Raw genomic sequence first — 16,008 nt, forward strand, 5'->3', positions numbered from 1 at the left:
GCTGGATGGGCGCCCAGGCGGGTCCGGTCTCGGCGAGTTCCGGGTCGACCTTGGCGAACAGCGGGCTGGGCTTGGCCAGCGGGGTCCCGGGGGTGAGCTCGGTGCGCGCCCACCGGGCCTGCTCGGAGGCGTAGTCGCCCATGATCACCGGGTAGCTGCGCCCGGCCTCGGGCAGGCCCGTCCCGACCAGGTCCACCGGCATGTCGTCGATCACCTCGTGGACCTGCGGCGACGCGGCCCACACGCCCTGCCCGCCGATCGCGCCGTGGATCTGCTGCGCGGCCGACGGCAGGTACGGGGTGAGCAGGGTGTTGGCGTCGGAGACCACCTGCAGGGCGGTGTGCAGCACGGTGCCCAGGCGCTCGCGCTGGTCCGGCTCCTTGGCCAGCTTCCACGGCTCGGTCGCGGCGATGTAGCGGTTCGCGGCGCCGACGATCCGCATCGCCTCGGTGGCACCGGCCTTGAAGCGGGAGCGCTCGAGGTGGCCGCCGACCGTGGCGAACGCGGACTCCGCGTCACGCAGGAGTTCGGCGTCGAGGTCGGTCAGGGTGCCGGGGCGCGGGATCTCGCCGAAGTTCTTGTGCGCCATCGACACCGTGCGGTTGACCAGGTTGCCCCAGCCGCCCACGAGCTCGGCGTTGGTGCGTCGCACGAACTCGTCCCAGGTGAAGTCGGTGTCCTGGTTCTCCGGGCCGGCCACCGAGATGAAGTACCGCAGCGAGTCGGGGCCGAACTCCGCCAGGAAGTCGCGGACGTAGATCACCACGCCCCGCGAGGAGGAGAACTTGGACCCGGACATGGTGAGGAACTCCGACGAGACCACCTCGGTGGGCAGGCCGAGCGCACCGAGCGCGCCCGGCTCGCCACCGTGCGCACCCCGGCCGTCGTAGCCGATGAGCTCGGCCGGCCAGATCTGCGAGTGGAACGTGATGTTGTCCTTGCCCATGAAGTAGTGGGAGACGGCCTCGGGGTCGGTCCACCAGCGACGCCACGCCTCGGGCTCACCCGAGCGCCACGCCCACTCGATCGAGGCGGACAGGTAGCCCACCACGGCGTCGAACCACACGTAGAGCTTCTTGTCGCCCCGGTCCTGCCAGCCCTCGACCGGGATCGGGATCCCCCAGTCGATGTCCCGGCTCATCGCACGCGGACGTAGGTCCTCGAGCAGGTTGAGCGAGAACTTCAGGACGTTGGGCCGCCAGTCCTTCCGACCCTTGAGCCAGTCCCCCAGCGAGTCCGCGAGGGCGGGCAGGTCCAGGAACCAGTGCTCGGTCTCGATGAACTTCGGGGTCTCACCGTTGATCTTGGAGACCGGGTTCTTCAGGTCCGCCGGGTCCAGCTGGTTGCCGCAGTTGTCGCACTGGTCGCCCCGGGCGCCGTCGTAGCCGCAGATCGGGCAGGTGCCCTCGATGTACCGGTCCGGCAGGGTGCGGCCCGTCGACGGGCTCACCGCCCCGGTGGTGGTCTTGGCCACCATGTACCCGTTGCGGTGCAGGCCCCGGAAGAGCTCCTGGACCACCGAGTAGTGGTTCCGGGTGGTGGTGCGGGTGAACAGGTCGTAGCTCAGCCCCAGTCCGGCCAGGTCGTCGACAATCACCCGGTTGTACCGGTCCGCGAGCGACTGGACCGACACCCCCTCCTTCTCGGCCTGCACGAGCAGCGGGGTGCCGTGCTCGTCGGTGCCCGAGACCATCAGCACGTCGTTGCCGGCCATCCGCTGGTACCGGGAGAAGACGTCCGACGGCACCCCGAACCCGGAGACGTGTCCGATGTGCCGGGGGCCGTTCGCGTACGGCCATGCGACCGCGGTCAGGACTGTCTTCGCCATGCGTCCAGAGTAGTGGTCGCGTCCGCGGCCGCCGTGCCGGGAGTGCACCCGGCCCGCGTCAGGCGTTCTCGGCCGCCGGATCGTGCGAGAGCGACTTGTGGATCGACACGCACAGGGCGATCAGCACCAGGACGAACGGTGACGCCGCGATGATGGTCATGTTCTGCAGGCTCGACAGCGCGTTCCCGCCGCCGTCGCCCGCGAGGAGCATGATGATCGCGACCGCCGCGGTGAAGGTACCCATGAGCATGACGATCCACCGTGACGGCTCCTCGACCCCGTGCTGGGCCATGCCGCCCATGACGATCGACGCCGAGTCGGCCGAGGTGATGAAGAAGACGGCGATGAGCACCATGGCGACCACCATGAGCACCGGCGCGAGCGGCAGTTCGCGGAGCAGGTTGAACAGCTGGGGCTCGAGCGAACCGTCGCCGAAGATGCTCCGACCGGCGTCCTCGAGATACAGGGCGAACCCGCCGAAGATCGAGAACCACAGCACCGACAGGGTGCTGGGTATGAGGACCACGCCGATGATGAACTCGCGGACCGTGCGGCCCCGGCTGATCCGGGCGAGGAACATCCCGACGAAGGGCGACCAGGAGATCCACCAGGCCCAGTAGAAGACCGTCCAGCCGGACAGCCACTCGGCCGCCTCGCCGTTCTCGCTCACCGCGGTGCGGGAGGCCATCTCGAAGAAGTCGGAGAAGTACGCACCGACGGTGGTGGGGACCAGGTCGAGCATGAAGAACAGCGCGCCGGAGAAGATCGCGACGAACAGCGCGAGCGAGACCGCCAGCACCAGGTTGATGTTGGACAGGATCCGGACGCCGTTGCCGATCCCGGAGGCCGCCGAGGCGAGGAACACCAGTCCCAGGACCACGATGACGCCCACGACGAGCGCGATGCCGCCGCCGCTGACCGCACCGGTCTCGTTCAGCCCGGCCCGGATCTGCAGCGCGCCGAGACCGAGCGAGGCGGCGGTACCGAAGATCGTGGCCACGACCGTCGCGATGTCGAGCACCTTGCCCATCCACCCGTTGGCCCGCTTCTCGCCGATCAGCGGGACGAACGCCTGCGAGATCAGGTGGCCGCGCTTGAAGCGGTAGGCCGCCAGCGCGAGGGCCAGGCCGACGATGGCGTACATGGACCACGGATGCAGGGTCCAGTGGAAGGCGGTGGTGGCCATGGCCACGTCGTACTGCTGCTCCTGACCCGGCGGCGGGGTCTGGAAGTGGGTGAGCGGCTCGGACACGCCGTAGAACATCAGACCGATGCCCATGCCCGCGGCGAACATCATGGCGATCCAGGACCGGGTGGAGTACTCAGGCTTCTCGTGGTCGCCTCCCAGCCGGATCGCGCCGAAGCGGGAGAACGCCAGATAGACGGTGTAGGCCACGACCGTGGTGGCCACCACGATGAACAACCAGCCCACCGTGTGGACCACCACGTCGAACGCCCGACCCGCGGCGCTCTCGAACGAGACCGTGTAGAACAAGCCCCACACCACCACGATCAGGGCGATCACGGCGGCGGGGACGATCACCGCGAAGTCCGCGCGAAGCCGTGCCGTCGGCGCGGGAGGTGGCGTGTTCCCGGGGTCACTCTTCTGTTCTCTAGAGGTGGACATTCCTGAAACCTTGTCAACAACTTCGGCGCTGTGCAAGATAATAAGTTCTTCACCAGCACAGGTGCGTGTAAGCATGAACGGGTGCGCGAGCGTCTGATACCCGTCCCGGAGCTGCTCCGTGCGCTGCGGGAACGGGCGCGGTCACACGGCCTGGCGCCCCCTGCCGCCTTCCTCGGCGACTGGCGGGATCGCCGCGCCGTGGTGGTCCCGTCGGTCGACCTCCGGCCCGTGTCGCAGGAGTCGGCGTTCGAGGAGAGCGACCACCTCGTCGTCGTCTATCGGTCCTTTCCCGACACCGTGCCCGGCGCCGCCCCACCGCTCCCGGCCGCGGTGCGCGGCGAGGCCTCCGGGTGGCTCACCCTCGACGCCGACGGCCGGTGGACACGCCACGGCGACGCCCCCGACCCGGCGCAGGTGGTCCGCGACCACGGTGCCGCCCGACGTGACGGCCGCCAGGACGACGACAACAACGACAACAACGACAACCCTGCCGACCACTTCCCGGACTGGGCCGTGCCGGACCGCGGGGCGCACCGCTCGGCCGTGACGGACTGTCTCGAGTCGATCCGCGCGGGCGAGGTCTACCAGGCCTGTCTGAGCACGCGACTGCACGGCAGGCTCCGCGCGGACCCGCTCGAGACCTTCCTCGCGATCGCCGGCCACTCCCCCGCCGCACGCTCGGCGTATCTCGAGGGACCCTGGGGCGCCGTCCTCGGGTTCTCGCCCGAGGAGTACCTGGTGCGCCGCGGCGATCAGGTGCGGTCCAGCCCCATCAAGGGCACGCTGGCGGCGGACCTGGACCCGGCGCTCTTGCTGGGGTCCGCGAAGGACATCGCGGAGAACATCATGATCGTGGACCTGGTCCGCAACGACCTCGGGCGCGTGGCCGACGTCGGGTCGGTGACCGTGACCGACCTGCTCGCCATCCGCCCGGCGCCCGGCGTGCACCACCTGGTCTCCACCGTCACCGCCCGCACGACCGCGGACAACGCGGCGCTGGTGGAGGCCACCTTCCCCCCGGCCTCGGTGACGGGGACGCCGAAGGCACGGGCCCGCGAGCTGATCGCCGGGTGGGAACCGCGGTCGCGGGGCCTGCACTGCGGGGCGTACGGCCTCGCCCTGGGCCGGGACCTCGAGCTCGCGGTGGCCATCCGCACCCTCGAGGCCACCCCCGACGGGCGCGTCGAGTTGGGCGTGGGCGGCGGCATCACCATCGACTCGGACCCCGACGCCGAGTGGGACGAGTGCGTACACAAGGCCGCGTTCACCTGGGGCGGTGGACCGGTGCCCTGGTAGTCGGCAGCGCGCGACGTGGTGGTCAGCCCCGCGAGGTGCTCAGCCCCGCGAGTCGACGACCGCCTGGTAGAGCTCCCGCTTGGTCAGTGACGAGCCCTCGGCGACGGCCGCGCAGGCGTCCTTGAGCCGCTCTCCCGCCTCGACCCGCTCCTCCACGATCTCGACCAGGTCCTCGGTCGTGGCGGTCGAGTCCGCGGCGTCCGCCCCCTCGATCACCACCACGATCTCCCCGCGGACCCCGTCGGCGGTCCGCTCGGCCAGCTCGCCGAGCGTGCCCCGCAGGACCTCCTCGTACGTCTTGGTGAGCTCACGGCACACCGCCGCGCGCCGACCGGCGCCCAGCACCTCCGCCGCCTCGGCGAGAGTGTCCCCGAGGCGGTGGGGCGACTCGAAGAACACGCACGTGCGCTCCTCCGCAGCAAGCCGGGCCAGCCAGGTCCGGCGACGACCAGCGCGGCGCGGGGGGAAGCCGTCGAAACAGAACCGGTCCACGGGCAGGCCGCTGAGCACCAGTGCCGTGGTGACGGCCGACGGGCCGGGAAGGCAGGTCACCGGGAGCCCGGCCTCGATACACGCGGTGACCAGCGAATACCCCGGGTCCGACACCGCGGGCATCCCGGCGTCGGTCACCACGGCCACCACGTCACCGGCGCGGACCCGGTCCATCAGCTGGGGCACGCGGCCCGTCTCGTTGTGCTCGTAGAAGCTCATGACCCGGCCGGGGACCGTCACCCCGAGCGCCGTGGCGAGCCCGCGCAGACGCCGGGTGTCCTCGGCGGCCACGACGTCGGCGGTGGCGAGCAGGTCCTTCAGCCGGGAGGACGCGTCGCCCGGATTCCCTATGGGGGTGGCCGCCAACACGACACGTCCGGACGTCATGCGCTCCACCCTATCCCCGGTCGCCCCCGTCCCCGGTCGCCGATGTCCGCGCCCGCGTCCCGCCGGAGTCTCGTCCGCGTCTCGCCCGCGTCCTGCCCTGCCCGTGTCCCCGGTCCCGGGAAGGCCACCATTATGCTCGCGGTGTGACCTCGACCCCAGGCGTGCGATCCCCGGGCCGCCCGCTCCCGGATCCGGACACCGGGCCGGTCGACACCCCCCGCGACTGGATCGCCACCGGCATCATCCTGGTCCTGGCCTTCCTCTCGCGCTTCTGGGGCCTGACCTCCGCCACGGACGAGGGCACCCCGGTCTTCGACGAGAAGCACTACGCGCCGCAGTCGTTCAGCATCGCGCAGCTGGGGATCGAGGAGAACCCGGCCTACGGACTGGTGGTCCACCCGCCCGTCGCCAAGCAGATCGAGTCGCTGGGCGGACTGCTCTTCGGCTACACCCCACTGGGCTGGCGGTTCACCGCCGCGATCTGCGGCGTGCTCGTGGTGCTCATGGTCATGCGGATCACCAGGCGGCTGACCCGATCGACGCAACTCGGCCTGGTCGCGGGCCTGCTGCTGTGTCTGGACGGGGTCACCTTCGTGACCTCCCGCATCGGCATGCTCGACATCTACCAGGTCCTGTTCGTCACTGCCGCCGCCGGTGCCCTGCTCGTCGACCGCGACCAGATGCGCGGCCGGATGCACCGCGCCGCGCTCGCCGGCCGGCTCCACCTGTCGGACTTCGGACCGCGACTGGGCTTCCGCTGGTGGCGGTTCACCGCCGGCGTCATGCTCGGGCTGGCCCTCGGCGTCAAGTGGTCGGGCCTGTACTTCATCGCGTTCTTCGGCCTCATGACGGTGGCCTGGGACTGGGCGTTGCGCAGTCGCTACGGGGTGCGGCGACCGCTGGCGGGCACGCTGCTCCGGGATGCCGTCCCGGCCTTCGTCACCCTGGTCATCTGGCCCGCCCTGATCCACATGTTCACCTGGCTCCCGTGGTTCGCCGGCGAGAACTCGGTGTACCGGCACGCGGTGGGGTCAAAGGTCGACGACAACTGGCTGCCCGACTCACTCCAGTCGTGGCTGTACTACCAGTCGTCCGTGCTCGACTTCCACTCCTCGCTCACCACCTCGGCGGGCAACCGACACCCGTGGGAGTCCAAGCCGTGGACCTGGCCGATGAGCCTGCGGCCGATGCTCTATTACGTCGAGCAGGGCGAGGACGTGACCGGCTGCGGTCAGGACTCCTGCGTCCGCGCCATCATGCTCCTCGGTACGCCCGCGATCTGGTGGCTCGCGATCCCGGTGCTCGGCTGGGCGTTCTGGCGGGCCGTCATCTGCCGCGACGGCCGGTACGCGTTCCCGCTCGTCGGCTACATGGCCGGCTATCTGCCGTGGTTCTTCCAGCACGACCGCCAGATGTACTTCTTCTACGCCTCGGTGATGGTGCCGTTCTTCGTGATGATGGTCGCGCTGGTGCTGGGCGAGATCGCCGGCAGGTCCACCGACTCGCCACGGCGCAAGACGATCGGCCGGGCGATCGTGTGCCTCTATCTGGGGCTCGTGGTGGCCAACTTCCTCTACATGCTGCCCATCCTGTCGGGGATGCCCATCACCTCGACGGAATGGAACCAGCAGCTCTGGCTGCCGTCCTGGCGTTAGCCTCGACTCGCCCCGCCGTGCCGCCCACCGCGAGCGACGCCGGCCCTACCCGCCCAGCGCCCGGTCGATGCTGAACCGGCCCGCCCCGACCGCCGCGATGAGCAACACGCCCACCCCGAGTGCCACCACGAGCTCCCAGCCGTTCTGGGTGACGAAGGGCCCGTTGGTGGCATGGACGAAATACAGGGCTCCCGCCATGTCCACCGCCAGCAGGATCCCGGCCAGCGGCGTGAGGATGCCCGCGATGAGTGCGATCCCCGCGATCAACTCGACCCCGGCGACGACCGCGGCGGTCACCTCCGGCTGCGGGATCCCGTACCCGGCGAACTGCTCACCCACCCGGCTCAACCCCAGCGTGAAGAACTTCTGCCATCCGTGGGCCACGAACACCGCCCCGAGCCCGAGCCGGGCCAGCAGGATGGCGGCGTCGTTGAGGGTCTCCATCCCCCTCACGGGAGGATTCCCTCTCCGGCCTTGTTGATGCGACGGCTCAGGAGTCGCATCGCGAGCGTGTAGAGCGGCGGAGCGAACTTCTGGGCGGCGAACCCCAGTCGGATGTCCGGCGAGGTGTAGACGATGTAGCGCCCCTTGCGTACGCCCTCGAGTGTCTTCTCGGCCGCGACCTCCGGGGTGACGGCATGGCGCCTGAACTGGTCCACGGTCTTGGCGACCTGCGGGTTCGAACGGTCCACGCCCGCGATCTCGACGGTCTCCACCAACGGGGTGTCCACCCCGCCGGGACACACCAGGTGCACGCCGATCCCGTACGGCGCCAGGTCGAAGCGGAGCACCTCGGCGATGCCACGGATGCCGAACTTGGCGGCGCTGTACGCGGCGTGCCACGGCAGACCCAGCAGACCGGCGGCGGACGAGACCATGACGAGCGCGGCGGGTCGCTTCGCCGCCATCATCGCCGGGACGAACGCCTCGATCACGTGGATGGTGCCCATGAGGTTGACCTCGACCATGGACCGCCAGACGCGGTGTTCGAGCAGGTCGGGCCGCCCCCATGCCGAGTTGCCCGCGACGTGGAAGATCGCGTGCGGGGCGCCGTGCGCGGCGATCGTGCTCTCGCCGAACCCCATCACCGCCTCGTGCTCGGTGATGTCCACGGTCTCGGAGCCCAGCACCGCGCCACCCGCGTCCCGGCAGGCCTGTGCCGCCGTCTGCAACCCGGCGGCGTCGCGGTCCGTCAGCACCAGCCGCGCGCCCTCGCCCGCCAGCCGGATCGCCACGGCGCGGCCGATCCCGCTGGCCGCTCCGGTGACCACGCAGGTCTTGCCACGGTAGTCGGTGATCCGTCGCCTCGACATGTGCTCCCCTTCCGGCCCGGGTCGCTCGAGCGGGCCTCCTGGGGTCCCACCGTAGCGGCCCGCCGGTGCCAGGAAGGTGGCCTGACGCCGGTGTCAGGAAGGTGGCCTGACGCCGGTCGGGGTCAGCCGCGCGCCGGGACGGGCGGAACGTGGTCGCGCAACACGCAGCGGCTCCCGCTGTAGATCGTGGCCATGCAGCGGTTGCAGTGCACGCACAGGGACCGACGACGATCATCGGCCCTCAGCTTGTTGGGCAGGTCCGGCTCACGCAGGAGGCCGCGCCCCATGGCCACGAACTCGAATCCCGCGCTCATCGCCTTGTCGATCGACGGTCGGTCGACGATCCCCCCGAGCAGCATCATGGGCATACTCACGGCCTCGCGGATCTGGCGGGCGTCGTCGAGCATGTAGGCGTCCGTGTAGGGGTACTCCTTGAACATCCTGGGTCCGGCGACCTTCATGCCCAGCTTGATGACCGTCGGCTGGGTGGCGGCGAACTCGTGCAGCGGCGCGTCGCCCTTGAACAGGTAGATGGGGTTGAGCAGGGAGCTGCCCACGGTCATCACCAGGGCGTCCGCCGAGCCGTCCTCCTCGATCCACCTGGCCACCTGCACGGCCTCGTCGATCCAGAATCCGCCGGGCACGCCGTCGTCCATGTTGAGCTTGATGGTCACGGCGATCCGGTCGCCCATCGCGTCGCGGATGGCGCGGCCGATGCGGCGGGCGAACCGAGCACGGTTCTCGAGGGACCCGCCGTAGGAGTCCTTGCGCTTGTTCAACTTGGGGCTGAGGAACTCGCTCACCAGGTAGTTGTGCCCGAAGTGCACCTCGATGGCGTCGAACCCGGCCTCCGCCGCCCCACGGGCCGCTCGGACGTGGTCCTCCACGATCCGATCGATATCCGCCTCGGTGCAGGCCCTGGTCAGGGACATTCCCGTGGGGGCCGGGATGCGGGACGGCCCCATCGCCGGCATCTTGTTGGAGGCGGAATTGGCCACCGCCCCCGCGTGGCCGACCTGCGCCGAGACGGCCGCGCCCTCGGCGTGCACCGTGTCGGTGAGCTTGCGCAGCATGCCGCCGTCGTCCATGCCCCAGTGGTACTGGTGCCGGTCGGTCCGACCCTCGGGCGAGGTGGCCAAGTAGGCGACCGTCGTCATGCCGACGCCGCCGCGGGCGTACTCGGCGTGGAACTCGATGAGCTCGTCGGTGACCCGGCCCTCGGGGCAGCGGCCCTCGAACGTCGCGGCCTTGACGATGCGGTTGCGCAACGTCACGTTTCCGATCTTCGCCGGGCTGAAGACATCGGGCGCGGGGCTACCTGGTGCGAGGGTCATGAGCGAACTATAACGCGTTCCAATCCAGTGATCACGCGCTTTGGCCAGCACTTTTGCACTGAGTGCAATTGGCTCACCTGTCTCCGTGCCCGTCTTGCGAGCGCGCGCCGGCCCGCTCAGCCCTGGGGGGTGAGCGACGTCGCGTCGATCCCCGCGAGCGCCTGATCCACCAGGTCGGCCGCCGAGTCCGTGGGTACCACCCTCTCCAGCGCACTCCCCACCCCCGGGACGCCACCGACGAGCGCGGAGACCGAACCGTTGGTGTCTCCGGCGAGCAGGTGGTCGATCGACCTGCCCAGCGCCGGTGCGACCGAGCAGACCGCGCTGGTCGGCAGTCCGGCCCCGGCGAGGTTGGCCACGCTACCGACGTTGCAGACCGCGGTGGCCGTGGAACCGACCGGCCCGCTGGTCGACCCCGGAAGCGAACCGGTGACGGAACCGAGCTGCGCGTTCGCGGTCCCGGCGCCCGCGAGGAGGGTTACGGCGGCCATGCCGCACACGGTGAGAAGTCTTCCGGACATGTCGCTCTCCCTGGGGTCGTCGAGGGCGGCGCTCACCGCCTGCACCTCAGCACATCAGAGTTCGCTTACCTCAAAGTGGACTTCGCGTGGATTACGGGTGCGTCCACGACGAACGGGCGCCCCGCGGATCCGCCAGGGACGACCCCTGTGGCTAGTGGGCATCTCCGTTAGTTCGTCGGGGGTCGGTGATCCAGGCGGTGGGGTCGCCGAGGTAGAGGCCGCAGGCGGTGTCGAGGGCTTCTTCGGGAGTGCCTGAGGGCCATCCGTTTGGCAGGGCGGCTTGTTGGTAGTCGTTGTGGCTGGCGCGGTAGATCGCAAAGCCCCAGTTGCTGGCTGATCCGGCGTAGCGCAGTCGGCAGAGCTTGACTTCGTCGCCGTCGGTCAAGGTGGCATCGACGTAGGCAAACCCGGCCCGGTAGCGGGTGTGCAGTTCCTGGATCTGGGGCCACCGTTCGGACGCGCGCGCCAGGAGTTTCTGTCGCAGTGAGGTCTGGGTCGACTCGGGAATCTTGGCCATGATCTCCATCATCGCCGCCGCCCGTTCTCGCCCTCGACTTCCGGCTTGTTCCGGCGTGGCGGCTTGGCGGTCGCCTCCGGCTGGGCCAGAAATGAACATGCCTCCCACCAGCGCCGACATCGTCATCCTCACCGACAAGGAACGCGACGAGCTGACCCGCCGCGCGAACGCTGCCCGCTGTGCGCACCGTGACGTACTGCGCGCCCGGATCGTCCTGGCCGCCGCAGACGGTGACGCGAACGCTGTGATCGCCCGCGACATCGGGGTGTGTGACGACACCGTGCGCCAGTGGCGTCATCGCTTCTGCGCCGAGCGCCTCGAGGGGCTCAAAGACCGGCCCCGCTCGGGACGGCCGCGCGTGTTCACCCCCGTCGAGGTCGCCCAGGTCAAAGCGTTGGCGTGTACGCGTCCGGCTGACCACGGTCTGCCGCTGACCAGATGGTCGGCCGCCGAGCTGAGAGCCCACGCCGTGGCCACCGGGCTGGTGCGCCCGGTGGCCACGGCGACGATCGGGCGCTGGCTGGCCGCCGATGCGATCAAGCCGTGGCAGCACCGATCGTGGATCTTCCCTCGCGACCCCAACTTCGCCGTCAAGGCCACCCGGGTGCTGGATCTGTACCACCGCCGCTGGAACGGCATCGAGTTAGGCGATGATGAGTACGTCATCAGTGCTGACGAGAAATCGCAGCTCCAAGCCCTCAAACGCCGTCACGCCGAGACTCCCGCCAGGCCCGGTCAGCCGCGGCGCGTGGAGTTCGAGTACCGCCGCGGTGGGACGTTGGCCTACTTCGCCGCCTACGACGTCCACCGTGCCCGCGTGATAGGGATGACCGCATCAAAGACCGGGATCGCCCCGTTCACCGAACTGGTCGAGCAGGTGATGACCCAGGAACCCTACGCCAGCGCCAAGCGAGTGTTCTGGGTCGTCGACAACGGCTCATCCCACGCAGGTCAGGCCTCGATCGACCGAATGAGCCAGGCGTTTCCCAACGCGGTCCTGGTGCACCTACCGGTGCACGCCTCGTGGCTCAACCAGGTCGAGATCTACTTCTCGATCCTGCAGCGCAAAGCCATCGCCACCGGCGACTTCGCAAACCTCGACGACCTCGCCGCACGCATCCTCAACTTCGAGAATCGCTACAACCACAGCGCTGAACCGTTCGGCTGGAAGTACACCCGCGATGACCTCAACCGCCACCTCGACCGTCTCAACAACGACGGCACGCTCCGCGCAGCGGCCTGACCCCCGACGCACTAACGGAGATACCCACTAGTCGGTGGGCTCGACCCGGTCGGCGTGACCGAGCGACCTCCCCGGAGCGACGAGATCTCTGACAGCCCGCTTCAGTTCGGTGATCTCGGGGAATCCGCCATCCCTCTTGCGGTTCCAGACCTGCTCGTCGCCGACATCGATCCGGAACGTGCCGCCGGTGGCAGGCACGAGCGCGATCTCGCCGATCTCGCTCTCGAAAGTCTGGAGAAGCTCGCCCGCGTACCACTGGGCGCGGAGCATCCACCGGCACTGCGTACAGAAGGTGATGGCGATCCGGGGAGACGGCATACCGCCCACAGTGCCACAGGTGGACTGACCGGTATCAGCGCTGGGCGGGCTCCGCCTGCTCCGGATGCTCCTCGTACATCGAGTCGATCTCCTCGACGCTCCTGCCGGTGGTCTCGATGCGGAACAGCCACGTGATGAGAGCCCCGAGCAGGGATGTCCCCACCAGGATCGCCAGGACTGCGCTGGTTCCCCAGGCGACCAGAAGGATCGGGAACAGGAACGAGGTCAGCACCGCACCCGACTTGGCGATGGACGCCGCCATGCCGGCACCCGTCCCGCGCAGTGCGTTCGGGAACACCTCCCCCGCCACCACATAGGTCATCGAGTTGGGCCCGAGGTTGGTCATGAACTGGAACAGGATGAAACCGGCAAAGACGAGCACCGTCTGCACCGACCCGTGGGCGAGGGTGGACGACGCGGCGATCGCCAGCCCGGTCGCGCAGCCGAGGAACCCCAGCATCTGCAACCGCATTCGACCCCACCGGTTGACCAACACGATGGCGACCAGGATGCCCACCAGGAGGAAGACGTCGATGAGGGCGGCCCCCTTGGCGCCGAGCAGATCCTTGTGGATGATGGCCGACGACGAGGACCCGCTACTGGCGACGTTCCCGAGCGTGGTCGCGATGATCGTCGGCGTGAAGATGCCGATGCCGTAGGTGCTCAGATTCTGGAGGAACCACGGCACCGATGCCAGGATGGTCGACCGACGCCACGGGGCCGCGAACAGCGCGCGGACGTCCTTGGTCTCCGCCTCGTCCGCGCCCCGGTCTGCCGAGAGTGTCACGACCGAGGGGTACTGCGGCGTGCGATCGAGGAGCTTTCTGAGTTCGACCTCGGCCTCCGCGTGGCGACCGACGTTCGCGAGCCAGTGCGGGCTCTGGACGATGAACAACCGGCCGACGGCGACGAGTGCCGCCGGCACCACGACGACGCCGAACATCAGCCGCCAGGAGTCGAGCGAGTCGGTGGTGCTGAGGATCGCGACACCGACCAGGGTCCCCGCCACGGCCCCTACCGCCTGGAACGCGAACGCCGACAGCACCAGTCTTCCGCGGCCGGCGGTGGACTGCGTCTCGGAGATCATCGCGTGCGCGGTCGGGTAGTCGCACCCCAGAGCGGTGCCCATCCCGAACAGGCACACCAGGAACACGGCGAACCCGGGCGCCACGGTGGCGCCGAGCAGGAACACGGTGAACAGCACCATCTCGATGAGGAACATCTGTCTGCGGCCGAACCGGTCCGAGAGCCCACCGAGCGCGGTGGCGCCGACCATGATCCCGGCCAGAGGCGCCGCGGTGAGGAGACCGGTCTCCACGGCAGAGAGGGACCAATAGGCGGTGATCAGGGGCAGCGCCACCCCGATGAGGAACACGATCAGCCCCTCGAAGAACTTCCCCGCCGAGGCGAGCCACCAGATCCTGCCCTGCATGCTCGTCATGCCGCCGGCGACCGCGGGGGTGCCGTCCCGCCAGCGGGGGGTCTCGTCGATGTATCGCTGAACCGTCGAGGGGGTCCCGGTTAGTCGTCGCCCTCGGACGCGGGTATCGCCATGACGCAGAACATTACTCAGGCGCGTCCGCGCGAATCGTGGTGGTGGTGAACCCCGTGTTAACGATCGGGGCCACTGCCCTCAGACGCCCGCGCCCAGCTCCACGAGCAACACCCCGCCGGCGATCAGGACGATCCCCGCACCCATCAACGGCGTGAGGGGTTCGCGGAAGAGCAGTCGGCTCAGGACCGCGGCCAGGGCCACGCCGGCGGCCGTCCAGATCCCGTAGGCGACCCCCAGCGGCATCCCCTCGGCCAGCGTCAGGGAGAGGAACACGAAGGCCACCAGGTAGCCGGGCACGACGGCGGCGTACCACCGCGCGTTGTCGACGGCCATCCGGAGCGAGAGCGTCGCGGCGAGCTCGAAGGAGATCGCGACGGCGAGATAGGCCCAGGCCATCAGCCGGCCCCCTCGGCGCGTGACCGGGCGCGCTGGGATCCCAGTTCGACGCACAACACCCCGGCGATGATCACCGCGATGCCCGCGATCATCAGCGGGGTCAGCGGCTCGTGGTAGATCAGGGACGACAGGCCCGCCGTCAGGGCGACGCCGGAGGCCCCCCAGATGCCGTACGCCACCCCGAGCGGCACGCCCGCCCGCAGGGTGAGGGCCAGGAAGGCGAACGCGCCCACGTACCCGACGGCCACCATCGCGTAGAGCGCGGGCGTGGTGAGCGCCCCCTTCAGTGAGAGCGAGCCCGCCACCTCGAGGGCGATCGCCGCGGCGAGGAACAGCCACTTGCCGCCCACATCAGTGTTCATCGGTCGCCGTTCCTCCAGCAAATGACGGATGTCCCGGGCCATCTGACTCGATGGTCCGGGACATCTCTCCGTGGAGCTAAGGGGAATCGAACCCCTGACCTTCTCGATGCGAACGAGACGCGCTACCAACTGCGCTATAGCCCCCCGGCACCCTCGCGGGCGACGGTGCCGCCCTCTCGAGCAGCGAGGGATACCTTACCAGCACGTCCGGGCGACCGACCAAACCGGGAGGCCGGGAGGCCTCATGAGCTCGCGGTGTGCGTGTGCATCCGCACCCCGTCGTCGTTGAAGATGCTGATCACCTGCGCCGGCCGCGCCCCGGCGGCCGACAGACTGTGCGGGATCTTGGTGTCGAACTCCGCTGCCTCACCCCGGGTCAGGATCAACTCCTGGTCGCCCAGGACCAGGCGCAACTTCCCGGACAGGACGTAGAACCACTCGTAGCCGTCGTGGACCCGGGGTTCGGGCGCGGTGCTCGCCGGCGGGTAGGTGATCTTGTAGGTGCCCACCGATGATCCCTCGGGGGCCAGGGGCGCGATCACCATCCCGTCCCGGTGGACCACGGGACGCCGCACCCTCGGGTCGACCGTCGTCGGGGCCACCAGATCGTCGAGGCTGATCCCCAACTGGCGGGTGAGCGGGAGGAGCAGCTCGAGGCTGGACTGTCGTTTGCCCGATTCGAGACGGGAGAGCGTGCTGGCCGACATGTCCGCGCGCTCGGCCAACTGGTCCAGGGTCCAGCCCTTGCTGTGGCGGTACGCCCGCAATCGCGTCCCGACCTGCCTGAGTTCCTCCGTCACACGCAACTCCTTGCCAATAGTGCAAATCTCCTTGCAGTTTACGCATACCAGGCGTGAACTGTTGTCATGCACACGAACAAGGACATCGAGGAACACTGGGACGCCATCGTGATCGGCGGCGGGGCCGCGGGGCTGTCGGCGGCGCTGATGCTGGGCCGGGCGCGCCGCCGCGTGCTCGTCGTCGACGCCGGCGAACCGCGCAACCGCTTCGCCGCACACATGCACGGCGTCCTCGGCCACGAGGGGATGGATCCGCTCGAGCTGCTCCGCCGGGGCCGCGAGGAGCTCCGCGAGTACGACGTCACGGTGCGGACGGGGTCCGTGACCGTGGTCCGCGACAGCGGGGTCGACAGTGGGGTCGACA

The 16,008-nt window shown here is 69.4% G+C and carries 17 protein-coding genes and 1 tRNA gene; 4 read left to right on the forward strand and 14 right to left on the reverse strand.

Translation table 11 applies throughout. The features are described 5' to 3' along the window. Positions 1-1,828: methionine--tRNA ligase (gene metG / locus G6018_RS04400; RefSeq protein WP_182638874.1), on the reverse strand; the 1,828-nt coding region annotated here is incomplete at its 3' end. A gap of 58 nt (positions 1,829-1,886) precedes the next feature. After that, positions 1,887-3,455, reverse strand: coding sequence for a BCCT family transporter (locus G6018_RS04405; protein WP_182638876.1), 1,569 nt, complete (start codon positions 3,453-3,455; stop codon positions 1,887-1,889). 81 nt (positions 3,456-3,536) lie between these two features. On the opposite strand from G6018_RS04405, the gene G6018_RS04410 reads away from it, so the two are divergent. After that, entirely contained in the window at positions 3,537-4,751 is a 1,215-nt protein-coding gene (locus G6018_RS04410; RefSeq protein ID WP_182638879.1) for an aminodeoxychorismate synthase component I, read from the forward strand. Between the two features lie 39 nt (positions 4,752-4,790). On the opposite strand, the gene rsmI is transcribed toward G6018_RS04410, so the two are convergent. Then, on the reverse strand, positions 4,791-5,630 hold the full coding sequence (gene rsmI, locus G6018_RS04415; RefSeq protein ID WP_179525820.1) for a 16S rRNA (cytidine(1402)-2'-O)-methyltransferase: 840 nt from the start codon (positions 5,628-5,630) through the stop codon (positions 4,791-4,793). A gap of 143 nt (positions 5,631-5,773) precedes the next feature. Here rsmI and G6018_RS04420 point away from each other — a divergent pair, with 143 nt between their 5' ends. Beyond that, a complete protein-coding gene (locus tag G6018_RS04420; RefSeq protein WP_182638881.1) occupies positions 5,774-7,285 on the forward strand; it encodes a phospholipid carrier-dependent glycosyltransferase in 1,512 nt (503 codons plus the stop codon). A gap of 45 nt (positions 7,286-7,330) precedes the next feature. Here G6018_RS04420 and G6018_RS04425 read toward each other — a convergent pair whose 3' ends face one another. The 5 genes from G6018_RS04425 to G6018_RS04445 form a co-directional block, all read right to left on the reverse strand. Next, positions 7,331-7,729, reverse strand: coding sequence for a DoxX family protein (locus G6018_RS04425; RefSeq protein ID WP_179525822.1), 399 nt, complete (start codon positions 7,727-7,729; stop codon positions 7,331-7,333). A gap of 5 nt (positions 7,730-7,734) precedes the next feature. Next, entirely contained in the window at positions 7,735-8,598 is an 864-nt protein-coding gene (locus G6018_RS04430; protein WP_179525823.1) for an SDR family oxidoreductase, read from the reverse strand. A 122-nt stretch (positions 8,599-8,720) separates the two neighbouring features. Then, positions 8,721-9,932: an NADH:flavin oxidoreductase gene (locus G6018_RS04435; protein ID WP_182638883.1), complete on the reverse strand. Its 1,212-nt coding sequence runs from the start codon at positions 9,930-9,932 to the stop codon at positions 8,721-8,723. 116 nt (positions 9,933-10,048) lie between these two features. Beyond that, complete coding sequence (locus G6018_RS04440) at positions 10,049-10,489, reverse strand: hypothetical protein (protein ID WP_347237794.1); 441 nt, start codon at positions 10,487-10,489, stop codon at positions 10,049-10,051. A gap of 115 nt (positions 10,490-10,604) precedes the next feature. After that, positions 10,605-11,090, reverse strand: a complete 486-nt coding sequence (locus G6018_RS04445; protein ID WP_241731991.1) for a hypothetical protein — start codon at positions 11,088-11,090, stop codon at positions 10,605-10,607. Between G6018_RS04445 and G6018_RS04450 the strand changes: the two genes are divergently transcribed. Then, positions 11,068-12,213 carry an IS630 family transposase gene (locus tag G6018_RS04450; protein ID WP_182638885.1) on the forward strand — a complete coding sequence of 382 codons (1,146 nt, stop codon included), beginning with the start codon at positions 11,068-11,070 and terminating at the stop codon, positions 12,211-12,213. The genes G6018_RS04445 and G6018_RS04450 overlap by 23 nt on opposite strands. Before the next feature lie 27 nt (positions 12,214-12,240). Here the strand turns inward: G6018_RS04450 and G6018_RS04455 are convergent, their stop codons facing one another. The 6 genes from G6018_RS04455 to G6018_RS04480 all read right to left on the reverse strand — a co-directional run bounded on the left by G6018_RS04455 (position 12,241) and on the right by G6018_RS04480 (position 15,644). Then, positions 12,241-12,531: a SelT/SelW/SelH family protein gene (locus G6018_RS04455; protein ID WP_182615351.1), complete on the reverse strand. Its 291-nt coding sequence runs from the start codon at positions 12,529-12,531 to the stop codon at positions 12,241-12,243. Between the two features lie 34 nt (positions 12,532-12,565). Further along, complete coding sequence (locus tag G6018_RS04460; protein WP_182638887.1) at positions 12,566-13,972, reverse strand: MFS transporter; 1,407 nt, start codon at positions 13,970-13,972, stop codon at positions 12,566-12,568. Between the two features lie 192 nt (positions 13,973-14,164). Next, positions 14,165-14,482, reverse strand: coding sequence for an SMR family transporter (locus G6018_RS04465; RefSeq protein WP_179525828.1), 318 nt, complete (start codon positions 14,480-14,482; stop codon positions 14,165-14,167). After that, on the reverse strand, positions 14,482-14,844 hold the full coding sequence (locus tag G6018_RS04470; protein WP_182610614.1) for an SMR family transporter: 363 nt from the start codon (positions 14,842-14,844) through the stop codon (positions 14,482-14,484). The genes G6018_RS04465 and G6018_RS04470 overlap by 1 nt, the downstream gene beginning before the upstream one ends. 71 nt (positions 14,845-14,915) lie before the next feature. After that, positions 14,916-14,988, reverse strand: a tRNA-Ala gene (locus G6018_RS04475). Positions 14,989-15,086: 98 nt separating this feature from the next. After that, positions 15,087-15,644 (reverse strand): cupin domain-containing protein, encoded by a 558-nt coding sequence (locus G6018_RS04480; RefSeq protein ID WP_182615356.1) that lies wholly within the window; start codon positions 15,642-15,644, stop codon positions 15,087-15,089. 66 nt (positions 15,645-15,710) lie between these two features. On the opposite strand from G6018_RS04480, the gene G6018_RS04485 reads away from it, so the two are divergent. Beyond that, positions 15,711-16,008 (forward strand): FAD-dependent oxidoreductase (locus G6018_RS04485; protein WP_182638889.1); only part of this gene is annotated, 298 nt, incomplete at its 3' end.

The organism is Dietzia sp. DQ11-44, assembly GCF_014145205.1.
Lineage (GTDB): Bacteria > Actinomycetota > Actinomycetes > Mycobacteriales > Mycobacteriaceae > Dietzia > Dietzia natronolimnaea.